Annotated in this window: 25 protein-coding genes; 19 read left to right on the forward strand and 6 right to left on the reverse strand. The window is 36.6% G+C overall.

Annotated features, from left to right (window positions below; all coding sequences use genetic code 11):
* Nucleotides 1–32: 32 nt before the first annotated feature.
* Both NST93_RS05090 and NST93_RS05095 read left to right on the forward strand, forming a co-directional pair.
* Nucleotides 33–281, forward strand: a complete 249-nt coding sequence (locus NST93_RS05090; RefSeq protein WP_405101833.1) for a sporulation protein YpjB — start codon at nucleotides 33–35, stop codon at nucleotides 279–281.
* A 53-nt stretch (nucleotides 282–334) separates the two neighbouring features.
* Entirely contained in the window at nucleotides 335–1009 is a 675-nt protein-coding gene (locus NST93_RS05095; protein ID WP_405101835.1) for a zinc metallopeptidase, read from the forward strand.
* A gap of 45 nt (nucleotides 1010–1054) precedes the next feature.
* Here the strand turns inward: NST93_RS05095 and NST93_RS05100 are convergent, their stop codons facing one another.
* Entirely contained in the window at nucleotides 1055–1924 is an 870-nt protein-coding gene (locus tag NST93_RS05100) for a YitT family protein (protein WP_405101837.1), read from the reverse strand.
* A 311-nt stretch (nucleotides 1925–2235) separates the two neighbouring features.
* Here NST93_RS05100 and NST93_RS05105 point away from each other — a divergent pair, with 311 nt between their 5' ends.
* The 14 genes from NST93_RS05105 to NST93_RS05170 all read left to right on the forward strand — a co-directional run bounded on the left by NST93_RS05105 (nucleotide 2236) and on the right by NST93_RS05170 (nucleotide 16585).
* Complete coding sequence (locus NST93_RS05105) at nucleotides 2236–2574, forward strand: nucleotide pyrophosphohydrolase (RefSeq protein ID WP_405101839.1); 339 nt, start codon at nucleotides 2236–2238, stop codon at nucleotides 2572–2574.
* An 18-nt stretch (nucleotides 2575–2592) separates the two neighbouring features.
* Nucleotides 2593–3387 carry a 4-hydroxy-tetrahydrodipicolinate reductase gene (gene dapB, locus NST93_RS05110; RefSeq protein ID WP_405101841.1) on the forward strand — a complete coding sequence of 265 codons (795 nt, stop codon included), beginning with the start codon at nucleotides 2593–2595 and terminating at the stop codon, nucleotides 3385–3387.
* A gap of 20 nt (nucleotides 3388–3407) precedes the next feature.
* Nucleotides 3408–3830 carry a methylglyoxal synthase gene (gene mgsA, locus NST93_RS05115; protein WP_405101843.1) on the forward strand — a complete coding sequence of 141 codons (423 nt, stop codon included), beginning with the start codon at nucleotides 3408–3410 and terminating at the stop codon, nucleotides 3828–3830.
* Nucleotides 3827–4945, forward strand: a complete 1119-nt coding sequence (gene bshA / locus NST93_RS05120; RefSeq protein WP_405101845.1) for an N-acetyl-alpha-D-glucosaminyl L-malate synthase BshA — start codon at nucleotides 3827–3829, stop codon at nucleotides 4943–4945. The genes mgsA and bshA overlap by 4 nt, the downstream gene beginning before the upstream one ends.
* Nucleotides 4946–6163, forward strand: a complete 1218-nt coding sequence (locus NST93_RS05125; protein WP_405101847.1) for a CCA tRNA nucleotidyltransferase — start codon at nucleotides 4946–4948, stop codon at nucleotides 6161–6163.
* A complete protein-coding gene (locus NST93_RS05130; RefSeq protein WP_405101849.1) occupies nucleotides 6139–7119 on the forward strand; it encodes a biotin--[acetyl-CoA-carboxylase] ligase in 981 nt (326 codons plus the stop codon). Before NST93_RS05125 ends, NST93_RS05130 begins: the two co-directional genes overlap by 25 nt.
* 11 nt (nucleotides 7120–7130) lie before the next feature.
* Nucleotides 7131–7958, forward strand: coding sequence for a 3-methyl-2-oxobutanoate hydroxymethyltransferase (gene panB, locus NST93_RS05135; RefSeq protein ID WP_405101851.1), 828 nt, complete (start codon nucleotides 7131–7133; stop codon nucleotides 7956–7958).
* The gene (gene panC / locus NST93_RS05140; RefSeq protein WP_405101853.1) at nucleotides 7959–8831 is read left to right on the forward strand and encodes a pantoate--beta-alanine ligase; all 873 of its coding nucleotides are present in this window, start codon (nucleotides 7959–7961) and stop codon (nucleotides 8829–8831) included.
* 11 nt (nucleotides 8832–8842) lie between these two features.
* Nucleotides 8843–9226 carry an aspartate 1-decarboxylase gene (panD, locus tag NST93_RS05145; RefSeq protein WP_405101855.1) on the forward strand — a complete coding sequence of 128 codons (384 nt, stop codon included), beginning with the start codon at nucleotides 8843–8845 and terminating at the stop codon, nucleotides 9224–9226.
* Between the two features lie 333 nt (nucleotides 9227–9559).
* Nucleotides 9560–12370, forward strand: coding sequence for an ATP-dependent DNA helicase DinG (gene dinG, locus NST93_RS05150; RefSeq protein WP_405101857.1), 2811 nt, complete (start codon nucleotides 9560–9562; stop codon nucleotides 12368–12370).
* Between the two features lie 384 nt (nucleotides 12371–12754).
* Nucleotides 12755–13270 carry a DUF5590 domain-containing protein gene (locus NST93_RS05155; protein ID WP_405101859.1) on the forward strand — a complete coding sequence of 172 codons (516 nt, stop codon included), beginning with the start codon at nucleotides 12755–12757 and terminating at the stop codon, nucleotides 13268–13270.
* 13 nt (nucleotides 13271–13283) lie between these two features.
* The gene (locus NST93_RS05160) at nucleotides 13284–14462 is read left to right on the forward strand and encodes a pyridoxal phosphate-dependent aminotransferase (protein WP_405101861.1); all 1179 of its coding nucleotides are present in this window, start codon (nucleotides 13284–13286) and stop codon (nucleotides 14460–14462) included.
* A 26-nt stretch (nucleotides 14463–14488) separates the two neighbouring features.
* Nucleotides 14489–15781 carry an asparagine--tRNA ligase gene (gene asnS, locus NST93_RS05165; RefSeq protein WP_405101863.1) on the forward strand — a complete coding sequence of 431 codons (1293 nt, stop codon included), beginning with the start codon at nucleotides 14489–14491 and terminating at the stop codon, nucleotides 15779–15781.
* A gap of 123 nt (nucleotides 15782–15904) precedes the next feature.
* Nucleotides 15905–16585, forward strand: coding sequence for a DnaD domain-containing protein (locus NST93_RS05170; RefSeq protein WP_405101865.1), 681 nt, complete (start codon nucleotides 15905–15907; stop codon nucleotides 16583–16585).
* Between the two features lie 86 nt (nucleotides 16586–16671).
* On the opposite strand, the gene NST93_RS05175 is transcribed toward NST93_RS05170, so the two are convergent.
* The 4 genes from NST93_RS05175 to NST93_RS05190 all read right to left on the reverse strand — a co-directional run bounded on the left by NST93_RS05175 (nucleotide 16672) and on the right by NST93_RS05190 (nucleotide 18838).
* Entirely contained in the window at nucleotides 16672–16848 is a 177-nt protein-coding gene (locus tag NST93_RS05175) for a hypothetical protein (RefSeq protein WP_405101867.1), read from the reverse strand.
* 87 nt (nucleotides 16849–16935) lie between these two features.
* Nucleotides 16936–17397, reverse strand: coding sequence for a hypothetical protein (locus NST93_RS05180; RefSeq protein WP_405101869.1), 462 nt, complete (start codon nucleotides 17395–17397; stop codon nucleotides 16936–16938).
* A 22-nt stretch (nucleotides 17398–17419) separates the two neighbouring features.
* Nucleotides 17420–18355, reverse strand: a complete 936-nt coding sequence (locus NST93_RS05185; protein WP_405101871.1) for an exonuclease domain-containing protein — start codon at nucleotides 18353–18355, stop codon at nucleotides 17420–17422.
* An 87-nt stretch (nucleotides 18356–18442) separates the two neighbouring features.
* Nucleotides 18443–18838, reverse strand: a complete 396-nt coding sequence (locus NST93_RS05190) for a helix-turn-helix domain-containing protein (RefSeq protein WP_405101873.1) — start codon at nucleotides 18836–18838, stop codon at nucleotides 18443–18445.
* Between the two features lie 495 nt (nucleotides 18839–19333).
* Here NST93_RS05190 and NST93_RS05195 point away from each other — a divergent pair, with 495 nt between their 5' ends.
* From NST93_RS05195 to nth, 3 genes are all read left to right on the forward strand, one after another.
* A complete protein-coding gene (locus NST93_RS05195; protein WP_405101875.1) occupies nucleotides 19334–19660 on the forward strand; it encodes an arsenic metallochaperone ArsD family protein in 327 nt (108 codons plus the stop codon).
* 500 nt (nucleotides 19661–20160) lie between these two features.
* Nucleotides 20161–20370 (forward strand): hypothetical protein, encoded by a 210-nt coding sequence (locus NST93_RS05200; RefSeq protein WP_405101877.1) that lies wholly within the window; start codon nucleotides 20161–20163, stop codon nucleotides 20368–20370.
* A gap of 362 nt (nucleotides 20371–20732) precedes the next feature.
* Nucleotides 20733–21386, forward strand: coding sequence for an endonuclease III (nth, locus tag NST93_RS05205; protein WP_405101879.1), 654 nt, complete (start codon nucleotides 20733–20735; stop codon nucleotides 21384–21386).
* A 61-nt stretch (nucleotides 21387–21447) separates the two neighbouring features.
* Here nth and NST93_RS05210 read toward each other — a convergent pair whose 3' ends face one another.
* Nucleotides 21448–24180: a transglycosylase domain-containing protein gene (locus tag NST93_RS05210; RefSeq protein ID WP_405101881.1), complete on the reverse strand. Its 2733-nt coding sequence runs from the start codon at nucleotides 24178–24180 to the stop codon at nucleotides 21448–21450.
* Between the last annotated feature and the right edge of the window lie 15 nt (nucleotides 24181–24195).

The following is a 24195-nucleotide window of genomic DNA, read 5'->3' on the forward strand; positions in this document are numbered from 1 at the left end:
TAATTAGCTGAAATATAATGGGGTGACTTCTTATGATCATACAATCATTATTAAACTCGATTATTTCCTTAATTTTACCTGATGCGACGCAGGGTACAACTTTTTTGGGTATAGGACAATTACAGCAATGGATATTTGCAAATGTTGAATTACTGCCGCTCATTCCTGCAGTTATCATTGTTGGAGGACTAATTATTCTTACATTAAGTTATGTAAGCTGGAGAAAATATAAAGGGCAAAGCCAGAAAATTAAACAGAAGGACGACAATTTAGTTGACTGATTTCCTGTTTCTGACTAAAATTGACCTATATACTTTTTTATGGAGGAATCAATATGGGTGGCTATTTAATATATTTAGCTGTACTGATACTTGTACCATTATGGGCACAAGCAAAGGTTAAATCAACATACAGTAAATATTCAAAAAAAAATACATCTTCACAAATGACTGGACGAGAAGTAGCACGAAAAATTTTAGATGATAATGGGCTATATCATGTAGATATTCAGGAAACAAAAGGAACACTGTCAGACCATTATGACCCTAGAACAAAAGTAGTCAGACTTTCAAGAGACATCTATCATGGGCGCTCCATGGCATCTTCTGCTGTTGCGGCCCATGAGGTAGGACATGCTATACAAGATGAACAGGAATATGCTTTTATGCGTTTTAGAAGTGCACTGGTTCCTGTCGCGAATTTTGGGTCGCGGATCTCTTTTTATCTAATTCTTGCTGGGTTACTTTTGGATATGACAGGAATGTTTCTCTTTGGTATCATATTCATGTCTGCAGCTGTTCTCTTCCAACTTGTCACACTGCCAGTAGAGTTTGATGCATCCAGTCGTGCGATGACACAGATGGTCTCAGGCGGCATTATTCGAAATGATGAAGAACGGGAAACAAAAAAGGTTTTAGATGCAGCTGCTTTGACTTATGTGGCAGCAGCTCTTGTTGCAGTGTTGGAACTTGTACGTTTCATCATGATTTATGCAGCGAGCAGAGATTAATTAAAAAATCCGCATGCAGCTCTTCTAGGCTGCATGCGGATTTTTTTATCGTTGAATTGGCTTCTTGTTTTCATCTAATGTGAACCCTTCACCATGTACGTCATGAACTGTACTAATGGTGACAAAGGCGTGAGGATCGATTTTCTCGATAATACTTTTCAGTCTGACAATTTCATTTCGAGCAACTACACAATAAAGGACATCACGGTCCTCTCCAGAATAGCTTCCACGGCCTTTTAAAATAGTAACTCCACGATCCATTGAAAGAATTCCTTGTGCTATCGCTTCACTCCGTTCAGAAATAATTGTTGCTCCTTTTGCTAAATAAGCACCTTCCTGAATCACATCGATTACCCGGGCTCCTAAGTAGACTGCAACGAGAGTATACATCCCTTGAACTAAATCGAGAATTAATAAGAGGGAAGAAGAAATAACAATTAAATCAAAGAGAAACATGGTATTTCCCATGCTCCAGCCAAAGTATTTATTTGCAAGTCTGGCAATGATATCTACGCCGCCTGTTGTACCGCCATAACGAAAAATAATACCTAGCCCAACACCAATAAATACTCCAGCAAATAAGGCAACAAGTGTCATGTCATTTTCAAGATGGATATTATATTGAAACTTTTGGAAAATAGCTAAGAAAACGGATACTGCAGAGGTGCCGATAATTGTATAGAGAAATGTATTCCTTCCAAGCAGCTTCCATCCTATAAAAAAAATAGGGATATTTAGAATAATATTTGTAACAGCAGGATCGAATTTCCATAAGAAATATAATAATAGTGTAATACCGGTAAATCCGCCTTCTCCCAAGTTGTTTTGCATATTAAAATGAACAATGCCAAAAGAATAGATTGACGCACCAAGCAGAATGAAAAAAATATTTTTAAATTTTAACCCAAATACCATAAATAACAAACCCCCATCCCTAAAGATAACCAATCCAATTATAAACATTTTACCCTGTTAGAACAAATTAATGATGCAGAATTAATAAATTACTTATTTTGTGCACCAGTTAAATACAAATGCACGTTGAATATAGAACGAGTAAGACAATATATGTTTTGTCTGTTTCGTGATAAATTTAAAGAATTAGTGTGCAAACGAGTGAAATTCGGTGATGAATTTTATTTTTTAGAATAAAAAATTTGTCAAAATTCATCGGATTAGCTAACATGAAAGATAAGCGAAAACTGAAGCAAAGGAGTAATACCAGCATGGGCACAATCTATGATACAAAAGAAATACAAAAACGAGTAGATGACTACATTGGGCAGTTTAAGGAAGGTTACTTTTCTCCATTAGCTATGATGGCTAGAATTTCAGAGGAAGTTGGAGAGCTAGCTCGCGAAGTCAATCATTATTATGGGGAGAAACCTAAGAAAATAACTGAAAAAGAAAAAACAATTGAAGACGAGCTGGGTGATATCATGTTTGTGCTTGCATGCTTTGCAAATTCACTGGATATAGACCTATCGGAAAGCTTTGAACGTTCCATTACAAAAATTGAAACAAGAGATAAGAATCGTTGGACTAGGAAAGACGAACACAATTAATGTTAGAGGTGACGGAATATGCCAATTAATATAATTTTAGCTGGCCCAAGGGGTAAAATGGGCAAAGAAGCGATCCAAATGATTGAAAATGAATCGGATTTTAATTTAGCGGCGGTTATTGATCATAAAAATGAAGGAAAGCTGCTTAAGGATATTGTCGAGGACAGTGCTGCGAATATTCCAGTGTATACAAATCCGGACACCTGTTTTAAAGAGATAGAAGCTGATGTCTTTATTGATTTAACTACACCTGAAAGCGGCTATATGCACACAAAATTAGCAATAGCCAATAATTTACGTGCAGTAATTGGGACGTCTGGCTTTACAGAAGAAAAAATCAGCGAATTAAAGGAACTGGCAGATGAAAAGAAACTTGGCTGCATTATTGCACCAAACTTTGCAATTGGTGCTGTTCTTATGATGAAATTCTCAAAAATGGCAGCAGCATATTTTCCTGATGTTGAAATCATTGAGATGCATCACGATCAAAAAGTAGACGCACCATCAGGTACAGCGATAAAAACCGCTGAAATGATTCGTAATAACAGACGCTCAAAACAGCAAGGGCACCCAAATGAAACAAGTAATTTGGAGGGAGCGCGCGGTGCTGAACTGGATGGTATGCATATCCATAGCATACGTCTGCCTGGACTCGTTGCACATCAAGAAGTCATATTCGGAGGTCCTGGCCAGGTTCTATCAATCAAACATGATTCAATGAATCGCGATTCTTTCATGCAAGGAATACAAACTTCTGTCTATAAAGTAATGGAAATGGATTCACTTGTTTACGGGTTAGAGAACATACTATAAATGAAAGAAGGTTGGGCCAAATGAAAATTGCATTAATTGCCCATGATAAAAAGAAAGAAGATATTATCCGTTTTAGCATCGCATATGAACATATTTTGGAGAAACATGATTTATATGCAACAGGCACAACTGGGAAATTAATCAACCAAGAGACTGGCCTGCCAGTTCATCGTTTTAAATCCGGTCCATTAGGCGGGGATCAGCAAATTGGTGCAATGGTGGCTAATAATAACATGGATATGGTCATATTTTTTCGCGACCCATTAACAGCACAGCCACATGAGCCTGACGTGACTGCCCTCATGCGACTGTGTGATGTCTATCAAATCCCGCTTGCCACAAATCTTGCAGCAGCAGAAATCTTCTTGCATGGTCTTGAACGAGGAGATTTCAAATGGCGTGAGTTTGTTAAGAAAGAAGAAAGAGATGAGAACGAAAAATGAAAATAGGAATCACTTGTTATCCAACCGTTGGCGGCTCAGGAGTGATAGCTACTGAACTAGGAAAACTGCTAGCTGAAAACGGTCATGAAATTCATTTTATTACCTCAAGACAACCATTCAGACTGGATAAAGTATATCCAAAGATTTTCTATCACGAAGTGGAAGTTAATCATTACCCTGTTTTTCAATATCCGCCATATGATCTTTCGTTAGCTTCAAAAATGGCAGAAATTATTGACCAAGAAAAACTGGATGTGCTTCATGTTCATTATGCAATACCTCATGCAATTTGTGCCATTTTAGCAAGAGACATTGCTGAACATAAAGTGAAGGTAGTAACTACACTGCATGGAACGGATATTACTGTCTTAGGGATAGATGATACATTCAAAAAAATGATTCGCTACGGCATTGAAAAATCGGATGCAGTTACGAGCGTGTCTAATAGTCTTACGAAACAGACGAGAGAAATGATAGAAACCGAACACCCAATTTCTGTAATATATAATTTCGTCAATGAAAAAGAATATCACCAAAAGCAAGTGCCATTATTACGAAAACAGTACAACATACACGATGATGAGAAAGTAATTATTCATATTTCTAATTTCCGAAAAGTAAAAAGAGTAGCGGATGTAATTTATACTTTTCATGAAATTTTAAAGGAAAAACCGAGCAAGCTTATGTTAATAGGGGATGGACCAGAATATTCTGCTATGAAAAATCTCGTGCATGAGCTGCATATGGAAGATGATGTGTTATTTCTTGGAAAACAAAACAATATAAGTGAATTATTATCAATTGCTGATTTAATGCTCTTATTATCTGAAAAGGAGAGCTTTGGTCTGGTTCTTCTTGAAGCTATGGCATGCGGAGTGCCAGGTATTGGAACGAATATTGGCGGCATTCCTGAAGTGATTCAACATGGCGAGACAGGCTATATTGTTGAAAAGGGAGACATTGTCGAGGCTTCTAGATATGCAATTGGTTTGTTAAATGATGAAAAGAAACTGCAGCAGTTTTCAGAAAATGCGATAAAGCATGTAAGCAGGTATTTCCAATCAAAAGTAATTATGGACCAGTATATTGATTTATATCATAGAATTTTAGATTGAATGAAAACGGTGATTGAAATGTTAACCGAAAGATTTATTAAAGCAAAACCTATTTTGGAGAAGCTTGAGAAGCATCGCTTTGAGGCATATTTCGTCGGTGGCTGTGTTAGAGACCTTTTATTAAATCGGTCAATTAAAGATATTGATATCGCTACTTCAGCAACACCTGAAGAAGTACAGAAGCTGTTTCCTAAAGTAATTCCAGTAGGTATTGAGCATGGAACAGTAATTGTTCGACATGAGCACGAATCCTATGAAGTAACAACGTTTCGACTGGATGGTGACTATTCGGATAGCCGCCATCCTGATTCTGTTGAGTTTATTAAGAAGATTGATAAGGACCTTGAAAGGCGGGATTTTACAATAAACGCACTAGCAATGGATAAAACGGGTGAGATTATCGATCTTTTTGAAGGAGAAAAAGATATAGAAGCACGTCTAATACGTACGGTTGGAGATGGTTCTAAGCGGTTTAAAGAAGATGCATTGCGGATTATCCGTGCACTCCGTTTTTCCAGTCAGCTAGGCTTTAAAATCCACCCTGCAACATTGCAGCATATGGTTACAAATAAAAGTGACATTGTCCAGATTTCTGTTGAAAGAATAACAAATGAAATGGAAAAATTCTTTGCAGGCGCGTATGTACAACTTGGATTAGAATATTTATATAAAGCGGAAATCTATTTGGATTTACCGGTATTTAAGGATGAACCAATCTTGGTTCAAAAGTTGCCGCGCGAAATGAAACCATTAGCTTCCTTTGCTGAAGTAATCGTTCTATTTCATTATTTATATCCTAAGGTTTCCATATCGACCTGGATTAAGGCATGGAAATGTTCAAACAGAATGAAACGCACCGCTTTTGAACTTTTTGAAGATTTAAGTTATTATAAACAAAATGGGATTGACAACGAATTCATTTATCAATTGACAACAGAGAGATTTGAGCCATTTATTCGTTTAACTGACATGTTATTTAATAAAAAGATTATATACAATGAACTGCATAAGAAGAAATTAGCGCTGCCCATTCAAGCAAGAAACGAGCTTGCTATTAATGGCAATGAATTACTTTCTTTATATCCTGAAAGAAAAGGCGGACCATGGATTAAAAATATAATTGAAACAGCAGAAAAAAAGGTAGTCACTGGCGAATTACAGAATAACTATCAAGAAATAAAGGAATGGCTGCGATGGAATCAACAAGAAATAAATTAATCAGAGTATTATCTGAAAATGAGAATCAATACATTTCAGGTCAGGAAATATCCGATTTATTAAATATATCAAGAAATAGTGTCTGGAAGCATATGAAGGCACTTGAAAAAGACGGTTATGAAATCGAAGGTATACCGCGGAAAGGCTACCGAATAAAAGAAATACCCAATAAAGTTAGTGATAACACGATTAAATGGGGTTTAAAAACAAAGTGGCTCGGCCAATCCATTATTCATAAATCCTCTGCACCGTCTACGCAAAGGTTAATTCATAACGCTGCCCAAGATAATGCACCACACGGAACTGTAGCAATTGCAGACGAGCAGACAATGGGGCGCGGCCGGATGAATCGAAACTGGCATTCTGCTTCCCAAAAAGGAATGTGGATGAGCATGCTTCTGCGTCCTGAAATATTACCGCAGCAGGCACCGCAATTAACATTATTAGCAGCGACCGTAATGGCAGATGTGATTCAAGAGCACACTGCTCTCCAGCCACTCATCAAGTGGCCAAATGATATTTTGTTAAACAAAAAAAAAGCTGTTGGAATATTAACGGAAATGCAGGCAGAACAGGATAGAATTCAATACGTTGTTATCGGTATCGGCTTAAACATGAACCACCTGCGGAAAGACCTTTCGGAAGATATACAAGATCAAGCTACTTCTTTACATATAGAAACAGGAAAAGAGTGGGATATTAATAAGTTTGTCCAACACTTCCTTACAGCATTTGAATCAGCCTATGATCAGTATATAAACGAAGGTTTCTCTGTTACAAAAGAAAAGTGGGAAAGCTATGGGTTTAGAATTGGAGAAAAGATAAAAATCAGTAATTTGCGAGATGAGAGAGAGGCAATTTTTCATGGTATCGCTGAGGATGGTGCACTGTTGATTCAGGAACAAACTGGCAAAATATCTAAACTATATTCTGGTGAAATTCATTGGTTTGATTAGGGGGAAAACAAATGAAAACAAGGCTTGATTTCTTAAAAATGAAACAGGAAAACGAAAAAATAACTATGCTCACGTCCTATGACTATCCATCTGCAAAGCAAGCAGAGGAAGCCGAAGTAGATATGATTCTTGTCGGTGATTCTCTTGGCAATGTAGTTTTAGGTTATGATTCAACGGTTCAGGTAAAAGTGGATGATATGATTCATCACGGAAAAGCAGTGAGGCGGGGAGCTAAAAATACGTTTGTAGTGGTAGATATGCCATTTATGTCCTATCATGTCTCATTAGAAGAATCAATGAAAAATGCGTACAGAATCTTCCAAGAAACAAACGCACAGGCAGTGAAAATAGAAGGCGGGTCACAGGAAAATCTGCAGCTGATCAAGCGCCTTGCAAATGCGGGCATTCCCGTTGTTGCACATCTTGGCCTTACGCCACAAACATTTAATGTTTTAGGCGGATATAAAGTTCAAGGTAAAGATAAAGCTTCAGCAGATAAGCTGATTCTAGAATCGAAGCAGGTTGCTGCATCTGGAGCAATAGCTCTAGTATTAGAGTGTGTGCCTAAGGAACTTGCTGAGCTAATCACGAAGACCATAGACATACCGACTATTGGTATTGGGGCAGGACTGCATTGTGATGGACAGGTTCTTGTTTATCATGATGTATTGAAATATGGTGTTGATCGCTTACCTAAATTCGTAAAACCTTATGGAGATTTCAACGAAATTGGTGTAAAGGCAATTAAGGAATATGTTTCTGAAGTTAAAAACCAAAGCTTTCCCACAGAAGAATATTCTTTCCTTTTAAAGGACAAATCTATTTTGGAGCAAAATTAAATGGAAATTGTACGTGAAATTAAACAGTTACAAGAAAAAATAGTGCTTTTGAAGCAAGAAAAGAAATCTGTCGGTTTTGTTGCAACAATGGGTTATCTTCATGAGGGACACGTCAGTCTCATGACAGAAGCCAGAGAGGATAATGATATTGTCGCAGCAAGCATCTTTGTTAATCCGCTGCAATTTGGTCCATCCGAGGATTTTGAAGAGTACCCTCGCGATGAAGAAAGAGACATTTTTATTGCGGAAAAAGCTGGTGTTGATTTATTGTTCATTCCAGAAGTAACAGAAATGTATCCTACTGAGAATAGGATTGAAATGAAAATAACCAAAAGAGTTAATGTACTTTGTGGTCGTTCACGTCCAGGACATTTTGATGGTGTGATAACTGTTCTTACAAAGCTTTTCCATATTGTTATGCCTAATCGTACATACTTTGGTCTTAAAGATGCCCAACAGGTGGCAGTAGTAGATGCATTAATTACAAATCTGAACTTCCCGATAGAGCTTGTTGGTGTTCCAACAGTGAGGGAGGCTGATGGCCTCGCTAAAAGCAGCAGGAATGTCCGCCTGTCTCCAGATGAAAGAGAAGAAGCGAAATGGCTTAACCGAGCATTAATCTATGGTCAGCATTTAATTATTGACGGCGAAAATAATCCTGATATCATTGTAAATGAAGTAAAAGCTGTTATTGAAAAGAAAACTTCCGGATTCATCGATTATGTAGAATTATTAAGCTATCCAGCACTCGAAGAAGTTGAAACGATGAATAAACAGATGATTCTAGCAATCGCAGTGAAATTTAAGGAAGCAAGATTGATTGATAATCTGATAATCGATGCAAGTGGAAATATAGTAAAGCATTATAAATAGGGGGAAGTTAGATGTTTCGCACCATGATGAAAAGTAAGATTCATCGGGCTCGAGTTACCGAAGCTAATTTGAATTATGTTGGCAGTATAACAATCGACGAGAATATTCTTGACCAAGTAAATATCCTCGCACACGAAAAGGTGCAAATTGTTAATAATAACAATGGTGCACGCCTGGAAACCTATGTTATCCCTGGAGAAAGAGGATCTGGTGTCATTTGTTTAAACGGTGCCGCAGCAAGACTTGTCCAGCCTGAGGATATTGTTATTATCGTTTCATATGCATTAATTCCTGAGAGTGACATAGGCTCACATCAACCAATTATTGCTATCATGAATGAAGATAACGAAATTGAACAGCTCATTACAGAAGAGCCTGCATTAACGGAAATGTAATAATTTAGCATGATAAACAAAACTCTTATCATTCCTACTGATAAGAGTTTTGTTTGATTATCCAGATATTTAAGTTCTAATTGCTGCTTTATACTTTCATTTACGTATTGAACACCTATGCACCCCGTATATCATATATATAATAAGTTAGTCTATCCCCATTGGATGGCAATGTGTTTTGTGCTGTCAAAAGGGATTCAATTGACAAGAGGTTCCGGGGGATAGGATTGTAATAACCAAACAAACAAAATGCTATTGGCATGTTTAACAAAACAGATATGATGTTTCACTTTATGACCATTTAAGTATATAATTATTGTGGAAGATATGGAGGTGGAGAATTTGGATAAATTTGTTGTAATCGATTTAGAAACAACCGGTCATTCCCCAGAGAATAAAGATAAAATTATTGAAGTTGGAATGGTCATTATTGAAAATGATGAAATTATTGATAAAAGAAACACTTTATTGAATCCAAATCAAACGATTCCTCCCTTTATCACTAATTTAACGAATATAACAAATGAAGATGTAAAGGATGCACCAAATTTCGAAGAAAAAGCAGATAAAATTATTGAGCTTTTTGAAGATAGTTATCTAATTGCCCATAATGTGCCCTTTGATATGGGTTTTTTAAATGCAGAATTAAAAAACAGTGGACGCCCTATTCTAAGAAACCCTGTCATTGATACAGTAGAACTCTCAAGGATATTATTCCCAAAAGCACCAGGATATAAGCTGTCACAGCTGGCCGAGTATCTGGATATTCAGCATGATGATCCACACCGCGCCCTTTCTGATGCTTATGTAACAGCAAAACTTTTCCTGAAGCTAAAAGAAAAACTTAGAAATCTGCCATATGAAACACTGGCCCATTTATTAAAACTGGAAAATATGTTCAAATCGAACCTATATAAATTACTCTACAATTTTCAAGAACAGGCTAGCTTTGAGGATAATAAGGAAGCTGGATTTGTCACATATAATGGACTAACTTTTAAGATGGAAGAAGAAATCATTCAAGAAGATGTTGAATTAGATTGTTCATTTGGTGATTATTTAGATAATATTTATGAAGAAAATGGCACATTGGAAGCCCATTTAACTAAATATGAAAAGCGGAATGGGCAAAGAGAGATGTCAGAAACCATTTTCGATGCTTTTCAGGCGAAAAAGCATGCTTTAATTGAAGCAGAAACAGGGACAGGGAAATCGTTAGCTTATCTAATCCCAGCTCTTTATGAAGCTGTAAAAGATAAAAAGCGAATTATTATCAGTACATATACCACACAGCTGCAAACGCAATTATTAGAAGAGGAAATTCCTTTAATTAAAAAGCTGGTACCTTTCCAATTTCATGCTGTTCTGCTTAAAGGGCGAAATCATTACATTAGTTTAGAAAGATTAGCCCACGAATTAGCCAGCAGTCACGAAGATAATTATGATATTACCTTAACGAAAGCAATTCTGCTTGTTTGGCTAACGGAAACAATTTCAGGTGATATTGATGAAATTCAGCTGCCATCAAGCGGATATGCCTTCTTTAATCGCATTTCAACAGATGCTGAGGGACAAATCGACGTATACTCTCCATGGTTCCGTTACTCTTATTATTCAAGAGCGAAAAGAAAAGCACAGAAAGCGGATTTAATTATAACAAATCATGCTTTACTCTGTATGGATATGTTTAACGACTATCAATATTTACCGTCATATAACAAGCTTATTATTGATGAGGCCCATCACTTAGAAAATACAGCTGCCCACCATTATGGCTTAAAGCTGGATAATGTAACACTAAGTTATACATTAAATCAAATAGGAAGAAGTGAGGAAGCAAAAACGTTTGGCAAAATCGTCAGCAAATATGCAAACTCGCTGCATCACATTCCTTTTGATAAGTGGGACCGCATTTTCGATCAAACAAAGATGGAAATCGATGAGTTCTTTCAATTTCTGTATGAGTATATTGACAGACAAAGAAAAAGTAATAAAGCATTAAGTGATATTGGAAGAATTCAATATCGCTTTGATGGAGATGGAGAAAATACAAAGTCATGGATAGCAATGAAGGAAATGGTATCAAGGATTACCTTCCAATTTAGAGATCTGATTCATATCCTTTCATTAATCGATTCCTATCTTGAACAGGAAAAGGACTATGATAAATATGATAAGCTTGATTTCTTGAATATAATTGAGAGTTTACAGTCATTTATCGATCGGTTTGAACTGCTTTTCCTTGTAGAGCAGACTGTTAATCATGTGCAGTGGATTGAAATTGATGCAAAAGGTTTAAATCGAACCGTATATCTGTATAGTGAACCTACAGATATATCTGAGTTGCTGATGGATGATTTGTTCAATAAAAAGAATAGTGTAATTCTTACAAGTGCAACATTAACAATGAAAAATACATTTGACTTTATCATTAAGAGGTTAGGATTGCCCGAAAACCGACTGATCACGGAAAGGGTCCAATCACCTTTTTCATTTAAAAATCAAGTACAACTGCTTGTTCCCAATGATTTTCCTGATATAAAATATGGTGATATGGATGATTTTATTTATGCAACGAGTGAAGCAATACTATCGCTGGCTGAAATTACTGAAGGCAGAATGCTTGTCTTGTTTACTTCTTACGATATGTTAAGAAAAAGCTACAAATTGCTGAAGGAAATTATGGACGATAATAAATACATGATCATTGGCCAAGGTATTACAAGCGGAAGCAGATCTCGTTTGAAGAAAAACTTTCAAAGCTTTGAGCGGTCTATCTTGCTGGGAACGAGTTCATTTTGGGAAGGTGTAGATATACCCGGAAAAGATCTGTCTTGCTTAATGATTGTCCGTCTGCCATTCCAGCCGCCTGATCATCCTGTATTTGAGGCTAAATCAACAGAAATAAAAGCGAATGGTAAAAATCCCTTTATGGAATTATCTTTACCAAATGCTGTTATTAAATTCAAGCAAGGTTTTGGGCGTTTAATACGTTCAACTAATGACCGGGGGATTGTTTTTATTTGTGATGCAAGAATTATTCAAGCGCGTTATGGAAAGTATTTTACAGATTCAATACCTGAGGTGCCAATAACATATGACTCAACTCAGAAGCTAATAGAAAAAGCGCATAAATGGTTCTAAAAAAGAGCTGCTGTATAAGTTAAAAGCTATACAGCAGCAAGAAAGATGGTATGGGAAAGAAAAATTTGTCAAATGATGAAAAAATAACGCAAATTATTCGTCTTGACTGGTATACTGTAGTATATGCGTATTTTCAGTTTCATCATTTGATTATCTCTTTTATTGTTCACTCAAATTAAAAAACCTATTGCTAGCAAATATTGATAATTTTATTACTGAATAAACAATTACCCTTTAGCCATCAGCCTCAGCTGTAAAATGGCTCAATTAAATTTCAAACATATTCTTTTATAGCTCCGTCCTTAAGAATAGCTAATATTATTAATATTCCGTCGCTGAACATCGAACTGGGTAATTCGCAAAAACAAAAGGTGTGATGAAACAATGTCAAACACAAACCGAACATGGTTCCTTTGGAGCCTAATTATCTTCATCATTCTATTTATTTCCGCAGTAATTTATGCTATCTTTTTATACATGGATTTAAATGAAGAGAGAACTGCCGGGTACAGTGAATCAAAAAAAGAAGTATTAAATCAGACATCCATGGCGGAGATAACTAATATTGAAACATTTAACGGAAAAGAGGCTTACCATGTTCTGCAGGGAACGAATGAAGCCGGAGAAGAAAAACTTATTTTCTATCCTTTAGAGGGAAATGAGAAAACCCTGACAACAATCGATACAGGGGATATCATGTCCAGAAAGGCTGTTCGTGATCAGTGGAGAACAAACTGCAATTCGTGCAAACTAATTAAAATAACCCCAGCATTAATTGATGAAGAAGTATTATGGGAACTGACATATTATGATGAAAATAATCGCTACGTATTTGATTATATTTCTATATATGATGGCTCGCCTTATGACGAAATTCGTTATTTAAGAATGTTTAATTAGGAGGAAAATCAGCATGGAATTATCGAACCGAGTAAAAACGTTGACTGCCTCGCCAACTTTAGCGATCACTGCGAAGGCAAAGGAATTAAAAGCAAATGGTTATGATGTTATCGGGTTAGGAGCTGGTGAACCAGACTTTAATACACCTGAATATATAAGAGATGCAGCGATAAAAGCAATGGAAGCCGGGCATACAAAATACACACCGACTGGCGGCATTCCGGAGTTGAAGGAAGCGATAAGAAACAAATTCTTAAAAGATAATGCGCTTGATTATGCTCCTGAAGAAATCATCGTAACGATGGGAGCTAAGCACGCACTATACTCACTCTTTCAAGTGCTTCTTAACAAAGAGGATGAAGTAATCATTCCAACACCATACTGGGTAAGCTATCCTGAACAAGTTAAGCTTGCTGAAGGGAATCCAGTTATCGTTGAGACTGAGGAAACAAACGAGTTTAAACTGACCAAATCTGCTCTAGAAAAAGCAATCACACCAAAGACAAAAGCATTGATTATTAATTCACCAAGTAATCCCAGTGGTATTATTTACAGTGAAGAAGAATTAAAGCAAATTGGTGAGGTCTGTTTACAACATGATATACTTATCATTTCTGATGAAATTTATGAAAAACTAAATTATACAGATGAAGCGCATGTATCAATTGCGGGAATAAATCCTGAACTGAAAAATCAAACTGTTATCATCAATGGTGTGTCTAAATCACACGCAATGACAGGCTGGAGAATTGGTTATGCAGCAGGCAATAAGCAAATTATTAAGGCAATGACAAACCTTGCGTCACATTCAACATCAAACCCTACTTCAATTGCACAATATGCAGCAATAGCTGCTTATGAAGCAGATGAGGCAAAGGTGACTGAGATGAAGGATATATTCGCTGAAAGACTGGATGTTTTTTACAATTTGATTCGTGAAATCCCAGGAATTAAATGTGTTAAGCCAAAGGGTGCCTTCTATCTATTTCCAAATGCAATTGAAGCGGCAAAGATGAACGGCTTTAGTTCAGTGGAAGAATGGGTTACGGCGATTTTAGAAGAAGAAAAAGTTGCAATGGTTCCAGGTTCCGGGTTCGGATCCCCTGATAATGTGAGACTTTCTTACGCGTTATCTATGGAAGAAATAAAAGAAGCGGCAAAACGAATCAAACGCTTTGTTGAAAATCATTAATTATCGTTTAATGGAGGTATTTATTTATGAAGATTACAATTGCTCAAGCAGCAAAATATAATGAACAAGAAGTAACAATCGGGGCATGGCTCGCAAACAAGCGTTCCAGCGGGAAAATTGCATTCCTGCAATTACGTGACGGAACTGGTTTTATGCAAGGTGTTGTCGTAAAAAATGATGTTTCTGAGGAAATATTTCAAACAGCTAAAAACCTTTCACAAGAAACTTCCATCTATATTACTGGAAAAATTGTAGAAGACAGCCGTTCTAAATTCGGTTATGAAATGCAAGTATCAAATATTGAAGTCATTCATGAAGCTGTTGATTATCCAATCACTCCAAAGGAACACGGTACAGAATTCCTGATGGATCATCGTCATTTATGGCTTCGTTCTCGCAAACAGCATGCGATTATGAAAGTTCGTAATGAAATTATCCGTGCGACATATCAATTTTTTAATGATAATGGTTTTGTTAAAGTAGATCCGCCAATTCTAACAGGTTCTTCTGCAGAAGGAACGACAGAATTATTCCATACTAAATATTTTGATGAAGAAGCTTACTTATCGCAAAGTGGTCAGCTTTACATGGAAGCAGCTGCAATGGCTTTGGGGAAAGTGTTCTCATTTGGACCTACATTCCGTGCCGAAAAGTCTAAAACACGTCGTCATCTTATTGAATTTTGGATGATTGAACCTGAAATGGCTTTTGTAGAACATGAGGAAAGTCTCGAGATTCAAGAAAACTATGTTTCATTCATTGTACAAGCCGTTCTTGAAAACTGTAAATTAGAATTAGATGTGTTAGAACGCGATACATCAAAACTAGAAAGTATTAAAGCGCCATTCCCAAGAATCAGCTATGATGAAGCAATTGAGCTTCTAAAAGAGAAAGGCTTTGATGACATCGAGTGGGGCGAGGACTTCGGTGCACCACATGAAACAGCAATCGCTGAAAGCTTCGATAAACCTGTATTTATTACAAACTATCCGAAAGGTATTAAAGCATTCTATATGAAACCACATCCTGATCGTGATGACGTTGTTTTATGTGCAGACTTAATTGCCCCTGAAGGCTATGGAGAGATTATTGGCGGTTCACAGCGTATCGATGACCTCGAATTGATGCAGCAGCGTTATGAAGAGCATGGATTAACAGGACCAGCGTATGAATGGTATCTTGAGCTTTCTAAATATGGCAGTGTTCCACACTCTGGATTTGGCTTAGGATTAGAACGTACTGTCGCTTGGTTGTCTGGTGTTGAGCATATTCGCGAGACAATTCCATTCCCAAGATTATTAAACAGACTCTACCCATAAAGATAGAGAACGCACGGCTAGACAGCGCATTAAATATAAAATCCCTTGCAAAACAGGCAAGGGATTTTATATTGCCGATTAAAACTTCGTTCCATGTTATACTGATAGGGAGGTGGACTAGGAATGACAGAAGTAAATTCTTTACAGCATATTTTACAGGACCAGCTGCAAATACCTGGGGCATTGCTGACAAAATACACAAAACTGGGGCTTGATGAAAGAGAAGTACTGCTTATTCTGCAGCTGATTCGTTTCTTTCAGGAGGATAATGAATTCCCTACACCGTTAGAGCTTGCTGAACATCTGACAATTAGTGAAAAACAATCCTCAAATATTCTGATGAAGCTAATCCAAAAAGGGTTTTTAAAAATTGAACAAAAAGAAAATGATTTAGCACAAATCAGTGAAGCGTATTCGATTAATCCTCTGCTGGAAAAACTCTATACAAAAGAAGAGCCGGAGGAAGAAAATATAATTGGTACGATATTTATTCTTTTTGAACAAGAGTTTGGCCGCCCATTGTCGCCATTTGAAATTGAAATGATCAATGCCTGGCTTGATGAGGACAAATTTGTCCCTGCATTAATTAAAGCGGGATTACGAGAATCCGTACTAATGGGCAAATTGAATTTTAAATATATTGATCGGATCTTAAGAGAATGGAAGAAAAAAGGAATCCACTCTGTGGAACAAGCGAGAAATGCCAGTAAAAACTTCCATAACAGGCAGAAGGTGAACACTGCACCACCTGCTGAGAAAAGAGATACATCCATTTACTATAACTGGCTAGAAGGGGAAGACTAATAATACCTAAAATTACGTGATTATTAGGGGGTAGGGGTGGTGATTTGAAAACCTCTCCAAATAATCCCCCAATCTTGAGTAAATTACTATTGCTCTATATCCGTCCAAAATATCGTATCTGAGCCCCATTGGTTTGTAATGAAGGTAAAGAAGGTATAGATTTGTGCTAATCGTTCAATTTGGATGTCATTTGCAATATTTATGTTCATTCGATTGTAGCGTTTGTATACGCAATCTTCTAAGGCTGACTTTGTATAAGGCAATATTATTCATCCTTTTGAAGTGACGGAATATACGTTCGATTACATGCTATAATAAAAGGTGTACAGAAAAAAGTACACCTTTTTATATTAATTTCTCCAATGTTTTATGTAATAGGGATATCTATTATAACCTCTATCCTCTGGATCCTTATTATATTTTTCAATCAATAACACAACTTTTTGTTTTAGTTTCTCCTCAGTCTCAGCAAAACAACTACGGCCAAAGCCAATAAATCTCCAAACATAGGCTCTTCTTTTTTTAACATTTCCACTTTTGTCTAAATAAGGTTCGAAATCATATAGTACATAGCCAACTCTATTCAATATATGCCAAAATTCATAAGTAGGAATTTTGGTAAAGTCTTTATATTCTATTTCCTCTTTTGTGAGGTATTTATATTTCCTTATTCCGTTATCAAACATGTAAAGCATAGCATCATCTTGGCTGATAAAAGAGTTTCTAATACCATCAATTTCTGTAACGTACTTTTCTTCGATAGGTCGGTTTGGATCTAGCTTATTTAAAAAATATAATCTTCCCTCAGTCATAGGCTTTTCTCCTTAATTTATTTTATAAAAATCCTAAGAAGTCGTCTTCAGTAATAATTTCTATTTCATGGCCATCAAGAGCATATTTTTCTGCTTTTTTCATTTTGCTACTCTTGGTCCCACCATTATATTTCGAATAGTCTTGAACCCCAATCACTAGATAATTAGTTTGCATGGTGACTCCATCACCACATATGCCGCCAACATCAACTACTTTTTGCATTGCTTGCATCCTAGGCATAGATTGTAATGTTCCAGTAAAAGCAAATACTTTATTAAAAAAAGGATGTTCCTTATCAAACAATGTATTATTGGTTTTTATTTCGCTAGCTTTGAATCCTTTAAATCCAGATCTGGAACGTTTTTTTGCGGAAGAAAAAGGTCTATATGTATTGTCTTCAGATATCAATCTACCAAGCTTGTATTCGTACTTATTAGACAAGATTTCTATATCATTTTCTTTTTCTTTTGTTAAATAATTTAAGAAAAGCAAAGATGCAGCTCTAGAATCCTCTAGTGCATCGTGGTGATTAAAAGTTCCAAGTTTCAAATAATCATATATGTAATTTAGACGATAACTAGGCAAACCAGGATAAATACGCTTACCTAGCAAATACGAACATGCATAATTGAAGTCCGGAAAGTTAATATTAAATGCATTTAAGCAATAGCGTAAAACACTCATATCAAACGAGGCATTATGCGCAACAATGATGTTGCCATTAAAGTAATGATTAATTTGACCCCAAACTTCTGCAAATGTTGGCTCGTTCTCTACCATTTCTGGTGTTATGCCATGGATTGTAATATTATATGGATCAAAGTCATCCATAGGGTTAATAAGTGAAAAATACTCATTAATAACTACTCCATCTTTAACCTCCACAATTCCTATTGCACAGGCACTTGCCCGATTCCAGCCGTTAGCAGTTTCAAAGTCAATTGCTATAAAATCCATCATAAATCCCTCCTAATTGTTCAAGTCATATTAACTGTTGCTAAGTTATAAAAAAACACACCATAATAAAAGTTATCCTGGTGTGTGTTAGTCGTGTTGTTTATTCTTCTCTTCTGCCTCTGATACGATAAATTGGAAGTAGCTTTCCAATTGCTGAAATTCCTCAGGTCCCATTGCTTTCCACTTCTCAATATCAAAGAATCCAGATTGATCTATCTTGTATTTTTTCAAGAATTGATTGATTTGTTCCATTGAGACTAAACTATTCTCTTCAGATTCGTTAATATTGTCGCTCCTACCTAAAAGGAAATCAGTAGATGTATGTAATATGTCTGCAAGATTCTTTAGAATTTCATTTGAAGGAGAACTGTATTCATTTTCATAATTACTTATAGTACTTTTGGTTGAATTAATTTTCTTAGCTAATTCTTCTTGTGAATATCCTCGTAGTTTTCTTGCATATCTTAATCTTTCAGGAAACATATTTGTTCTCCTTACTTCTATGTACAAGTATATTGTACATGATAGTTTCACTTTTATAAACCTGAGTATGAGTAATTTGTACAAAAGTATTGGAATTCAAGTTTATTGTACTTATACTATAAATTAAGCTACAAGAAACTCAAACAACAAGGGAGTGAAACAATGGAAAAATTTTAGGCTTATTGAAGCCGGGAAAAGTAAAAAAATGAACCAAGAACAATTGGCTATAAAGTTGGGATTTAAACGAACCTTATCGGCATCAAAATAATTGCTACAAGCAGGTTTTCTGAAATTAGATACAAGATTATCATACGGAATAAAATCAAAGACCTCTAATGTTATTCCTTATGCTAGCCCATTAGTATACTTTGGTGGAATTTATTTCGATCATACAGGAAAGAGAAAATATTTGAATCGTAAACTGAGTACACAATACTATAATTCTATGGGGATGGGAACTGTTAGTGCTTCGGCTGGGGGTGTAACATTAAGTAAATGATAAATATTAGTTATTATTGTCTTGTAGATGACGAAAATTGTCCGGAATTAGAAGCCTTTAAGAGTGTGCATGATATAGGATTCCGAAACTTCTATAATCATCATAGTGAAGAAAAGTTAATAACTCATTTATATATTAAATCCGAGTCATATACGCCATTCTTTCAAAATGAATTAGTTGTCAAAGAACTTAAAAAAAACGGGAGTAACGCTTTACCTTTAGTAATTATCAATAATGAAATCATCAAACGTGGTGATTTACTTACAGTAGAGGAATTATCGGAACTTCTAAGTATTGGCATCTCCATTCAATCAGACGACTGACTTTTACTATTTGCTTGGTTCCGTTTCAACAGTTGCATGTTACATTTCTATAAGTTATATACGAAAGCAAACAGGGATCATTATCGTAATTAAATCGAGGTTGCTATTATGTTTTCCCTTCTAGTTTGCAATAATGAATGTTCTTGTTAGAATCCAGACGTGATACTAGGGATGGCGCAAAAGCCTCGAGGTAATAGGTATTTTGGTGTCTTTTCCTTATACGTCTGCACAGACGTATAAGGAGAGGGCACTTTTCTTTTTTTCGTCCGTTCATTATGTGCTATCGATTAAATCTAAATAGACATTAGCGGCTTTAGACTTTTTAAATTCTTCTTTATCATCTTCAAAAACTTTCATCGCCATAGGCATGGTGATGAATTTTAAAATTAAACTTTTATTCTTGATATCCCTTTTTGTTTTTAAAAAAGTACACTTGTTCTTTTTTATGGAATGATGTAAAATACAGGAAGCGTACGTATGTTCCTGGAGGAGGAGATAGCATGAATGGATTATTTGAATGCTCAATCAAAAATAAGGAGACACTCGTTATATTTTATATGGACCAGGACAAAAAAGTCACACAGCGTTATGCAAGAGTTGTAAAATATAATGATGATTATGCTTTGGTGTATTGTTACTATCGTAAAAAGGTCCGCACGCTTAAGCTTGATAATATCCTTTCTGCTGGACCGAGAAAGGGGATTGCTTAATGGTCAATGACAGAGGAACAATCAAATGGACTTTGTTAATGCTACCGGAGCACGCAGATGCACTGAAAAAGTATTACCGGTGCCAGGATAGATTGAAAGCAAGAGAGTAATACTCCGGCTATTTCTCTACTTAATGAAATATAAAAAAGAGGGAGCGTGTCCCTCTTAAAAGCGTCTGTCCACGATATTATTATTATAAAATATGTCCCCCCAAAGCACCCCAAAATGAATGATTTCCTTTAAGTTTAATTAAATACCGAGTCTTTTCTAACAAGGTTAAAAACCTTGATATAATTGACTTCAATAGAGTTAAATACTATACTTTGATAAGCGATATTGTTTAGAAGGGGAAGACTGGTCTTATGTTGAATTTGAAACAAATCAGATATTGTTTAGATACGATTGGAGAGATGTTTCCAGATGCAGAAGGAGAGTTAAATCACTCTAATGCATTTGAATTATTAATTGCAGTTGTTTTGTCTGCTCAATGTACAGATAAGCTTGTGAATAAGGTGACCGCAGATCTATTTCAAAAATACAAAACACCTGAAGACTATGTTGCCGTTCCATTAGAAGAATTGCAACAAGATATTCGCTCCATTGGTTTGTATCGGACAAAAGCGAAAAATATTCAAAAACTATGTACTGTTTTATTAGAAGAGCATGGTGGAGAAGTACCCGAAACAAAAGAAGAATTAATGCAATTAGCTGGTGTCGGAAGAAAAACAGCAAATGTTGTTGCATCAATTGCTTTTGGTGAACCTGCAATTGCTGTTGATACGCATGTAGAAAGGGTATCCAAACGGCTTGGAATTTGCCGGTGGAAAGACTCTGTACTTGAGGTAGAGGAAACATTAATGCGAAAGGTGCCACGTGATGAATGGTCGGTTACACATCATCGCTTGATTTTCTTTGGAAGGTATCATTGCAAAGCAAGAAATCCAAATTGCCCGGAATGTCCCTTGCTTGATTTATGCAGGGAAGGCCAAAAGCGGATGAAAAAATTACAATCTTAATAAAAAGAGGAAAGCTTATACAATCATTTAGGATTGATAAGCTTTCCTTTTCTGTTTTCAATTATTCTTTTTCAGATTCTGACTGATCTTGATTTGCATCTTCTTCGTTTTCATCATTCTCAGGTTCCGAATCTGGCTCCTCATCCTGTTCCGGTTCAGGATCTGGTTCCGGTTCTTCGGCTGCAGGAATGCTGATATCAACACTTTGTGCTGGACCCTTTACACCATCATATTCATCTTTACGCCCGATTGGGACAACGTTTATTGTATATGTTTTACCTGGTGTAAAGTTGCCGCTAATTTCAATGCCTTCCGATTGCACTGTTTGGGTTTGACCATTTACAGTAACTTCAAACGCTGCTGGTGGACCATTATACTTCCAAGAAACATCTATCAAACCTTGGTCAGCAAGATAGTCTGCAGTTAAACCACTAACAGCTGGCATTTCCTCTGGTTCCTCTTCTTCGTCATCAGGAACTTTGACGGATGTAGAGGCGGCCTCACTTGTTAATGAATCACTGTCATTGCTTATAACGACAACCTGTATTGTATATTCCCCGCCAGGTTCTACTTCAGATATTTCTATTGTATTATCTTCTGTTGTAGAAAGTTCTTGCATGGAACCGCCATTAACACTTGCGCTCACTTTGAAAGAAACATCGCGGTCGCCATCATAATTCCAATCAACATTAATTGCATTACTGTCTTCGTTATACTCCGCTTTGAGGTCAGTAACGGACTCCAATTTGTCAAACTTCTCTGATGTTTTAGTTGGTTCAGTTCCTTTAACAAAGAGTTCGGTAATCTTTTCAGATGCCGGAGTGTATTCACTTGCTAGTTTGGCTGGATTTGAGCCTTTTTCCACCGCAACCTCTACTACTGAATCAGGTTTCACAAAATCTGGTGTTTCAAGCCCTTGTGATATATGAGTCAGAGTTTCTCTAAACATTTGCTGTGAAATTGTAGATGGGACTGAATCAGGCAGTCCGATTCGCTTACCTTCATCATTGAGATAATTACCGACCCATGCAGCAATTGTATAATTTGTAGTATAACCAGTAAACCAGCGATCTCCAGCTGAACCATCATCCAGGTTCGTTGTACCGGTTTTACCAGCAACAGGCAGACCATTTAAACTTCCGCCAGTCCAAGTACCATTTGTCATAACTGATTTCATCATGTCTGTAACCATATAAGCAGTTGAATCTTTCATTGCTGCTTCAGATTCAGGACGAAGATCAACCGTACTGCCATCAGGGAATTCAATGCTTGTTACAGCATAAGGTTCATTATAAATTCCTTCATTGCCAAATGCTCTGAATGCTCCCGCCATGTCAAGCGGAGAAACCTGTGTTTCCGCACCACCTATAGCATCTGTCAGCATCAAGTTATCAGGCACTTGAATACCGAGCTTCGCACCAAATTCTTTTGCATTGTCATAACCAACTTCTTCTATTAGTTTAACAGCCGGTACGTTTAATGACAGGCTCAGTGCTGTACGAGCTGTGACCCAGCCTGAATAGGTTTGTGTAATGTTTTTAATTGTTTTATCTGTTCCAGCGATAGGAAACGGCTTGTCATCATTGATTTGATGGTAGGTTGACATATCATTATATTCAATTGCAGGCCCATAGACATAGATTGGTTTTATCGCTGAACCAGGCTGGAAACGTCGAGCAGTCGCATAATTATAATCTTTTGGTCCAGTGCTATTACGTTGACCGCCGAGCGCTGCAATACCACCTGTTTTCGTATCTAATACAACAATGGCCCCTTGCAGTTTATCATCCGGATAAGGAATTGGGTTAGATTCACTGTCAGTAAGCAGGAATTCAACACGTTCCTGTGCATCTGTATCGATTGTTGTATGGATTTTTAATCCGTCTGTATACATATTCACGCCTTCAACTTTTTCACTTATCTCTTTATCGACTTGGTCAATAAACGCTTCGTATGGAGTTGGATCTGCTTCTGACTCCACTAACATGGCTGGGATATCCACCTGACGCGCTTCTTCTGCCTCTTCTTCAGAGATTTTACCGTGACGAACCATTAATTTTAAAACAGTGTCCATTCTCCCTGCCGTTAGTTCGGGATCACGGAATGGGTTGTATGCAGTAGGGCGCTGGGGTAATCCAGCCAATATTGCTGCCTGGGCTAATGTCAGATCATTCAAATCCGTTACGCCAAAATAGGATTTTGCCGCTGCGACAACACCATAGGAATTATTGCCATAGAATATCTTATTTAAATACATTTCTAATATTTCTTCTTTCGAATATTCACGTTCAAGTTTAAGCGAGAGCCATTGTTCTTGTACTTTTAATTTAATTTTCTTTTCATTTGAGAGGAAAAAGTTTTCTACTACTTGCTGTGTAATCGTACTTGCTCCTTGTGAACCAAAGCCATCCTTGATATTCGCAATTACAGCTCCGCCAATCCTTCGTAAGTCAATACCCGAATGTTCAAAGAAGCGGACATCTTCTGTTGCAGTCACTGCATCAATTAATACTTGTGGCAGCTCTTCATATTTTACCTGCTCACGATTTTCAATTGCTGGTGTAGCAAATAGTTCTCCGTTTTGATCATATAACTGGGAAGATAAAGGAATAGACAGCTTTTCTGGATCCAAGTCTGGAGCAGTTGCAATCCAATAGATTCCCACAGCCCCTACAGAAATTCCTGCTAGCAAACCAATAAATAGTAAGATTAATAATATCTTTTTCCATTTTGGTTTTTTCGTTTGTTTTTTCTGCTTTCTTCTCACTGTACGTGATTGATTATTTTCTGCCATAATTTTACCTCCATC

This window comes from Oceanobacillus sp. FSL H7-0719 (assembly GCF_045040795.1).
Classification (GTDB): Bacteria; Bacillota; Bacilli; order Bacillales; family Amphibacillaceae; genus Oceanobacillus.

What these genes read in the sequence shown, in the direction of transcription:
- NST93_RS05090 (WP_405101833.1), top strand. Translation starts at nt 33, where the DNA reads ATGATCATACAATCATTATTAAACTCGATTATTTCCTTAATTTTACCT.
- NST93_RS05095 (WP_405101835.1), top strand. Translation starts at nt 335, where the DNA reads ATGGGTGGCTATTTAATATATTTAGCTGTACTGATACTTGTACCATTA.
- NST93_RS05100 (WP_405101837.1), bottom strand. Translation starts at nt 1,924, where the DNA reads ATGGTATTTGGGTTAAAATTTAAAAATATTTTTTTCATTCTGCTTGGT.
- NST93_RS05105 (WP_405101839.1), top strand. Translation starts at nt 2,236, where the DNA reads ATGGGCACAATCTATGATACAAAAGAAATACAAAAACGAGTAGATGAC.
- dapB (WP_405101841.1), top strand. Translation starts at nt 2,593, where the DNA reads ATGCCAATTAATATAATTTTAGCTGGCCCAAGGGGTAAAATGGGCAAA.
- mgsA (WP_405101843.1), top strand. Translation starts at nt 3,408, where the DNA reads ATGAAAATTGCATTAATTGCCCATGATAAAAAGAAAGAAGATATTATC.
- bshA (WP_405101845.1), top strand. Translation starts at nt 3,827, where the DNA reads ATGAAAATAGGAATCACTTGTTATCCAACCGTTGGCGGCTCAGGAGTG.
- NST93_RS05125 (WP_405101847.1), top strand. Translation starts at nt 4,946, where the DNA reads ATGAAAACGGTGATTGAAATGTTAACCGAAAGATTTATTAAAGCAAAA.
- NST93_RS05130 (WP_405101849.1), top strand. Translation starts at nt 6,139, where the DNA reads ATGGAATCAACAAGAAATAAATTAATCAGAGTATTATCTGAAAATGAG.
- panB (WP_405101851.1), top strand. Translation starts at nt 7,131, where the DNA reads ATGAAAACAAGGCTTGATTTCTTAAAAATGAAACAGGAAAACGAAAAA.
- panC (WP_405101853.1), top strand. Translation starts at nt 7,959, where the DNA reads ATGGAAATTGTACGTGAAATTAAACAGTTACAAGAAAAAATAGTGCTT.
- panD (WP_405101855.1), top strand. Translation starts at nt 8,843, where the DNA reads ATGTTTCGCACCATGATGAAAAGTAAGATTCATCGGGCTCGAGTTACC.
- NST93_RS05155 (WP_405101859.1), top strand. Translation starts at nt 12,755, where the DNA reads ATGTCAAACACAAACCGAACATGGTTCCTTTGGAGCCTAATTATCTTC.
- NST93_RS05160 (WP_405101861.1), top strand. Translation starts at nt 13,284, where the DNA reads ATGGAATTATCGAACCGAGTAAAAACGTTGACTGCCTCGCCAACTTTA.
- asnS (WP_405101863.1), top strand. Translation starts at nt 14,489, where the DNA reads ATGAAGATTACAATTGCTCAAGCAGCAAAATATAATGAACAAGAAGTA.
- NST93_RS05170 (WP_405101865.1), top strand. Translation starts at nt 15,905, where the DNA reads ATGACAGAAGTAAATTCTTTACAGCATATTTTACAGGACCAGCTGCAA.
- NST93_RS05180 (WP_405101869.1), bottom strand. Translation starts at nt 17,397, where the DNA reads ATGACTGAGGGAAGATTATATTTTTTAAATAAGCTAGATCCAAACCGA.
- NST93_RS05185 (WP_405101871.1), bottom strand. Translation starts at nt 18,355, where the DNA reads ATGGATTTTATAGCAATTGACTTTGAAACTGCTAACGGCTGGAATCGG.
- NST93_RS05190 (WP_405101873.1), bottom strand. Translation starts at nt 18,838, where the DNA reads ATGTTTCCTGAAAGATTAAGATATGCAAGAAAACTACGAGGATATTCA.
- NST93_RS05195 (WP_405101875.1), top strand. Translation starts at nt 19,334, where the DNA reads ATGATAAATATTAGTTATTATTGTCTTGTAGATGACGAAAATTGTCCG.
- NST93_RS05200 (WP_405101877.1), top strand. Translation starts at nt 20,161, where the DNA reads ATGAATGGATTATTTGAATGCTCAATCAAAAATAAGGAGACACTCGTT.
- nth (WP_405101879.1), top strand. Translation starts at nt 20,733, where the DNA reads ATGTTGAATTTGAAACAAATCAGATATTGTTTAGATACGATTGGAGAG.
- NST93_RS05210 (WP_405101881.1), bottom strand. Translation starts at nt 24,180, where the DNA reads ATGGCAGAAAATAATCAATCACGTACAGTGAGAAGAAAGCAGAAAAAA.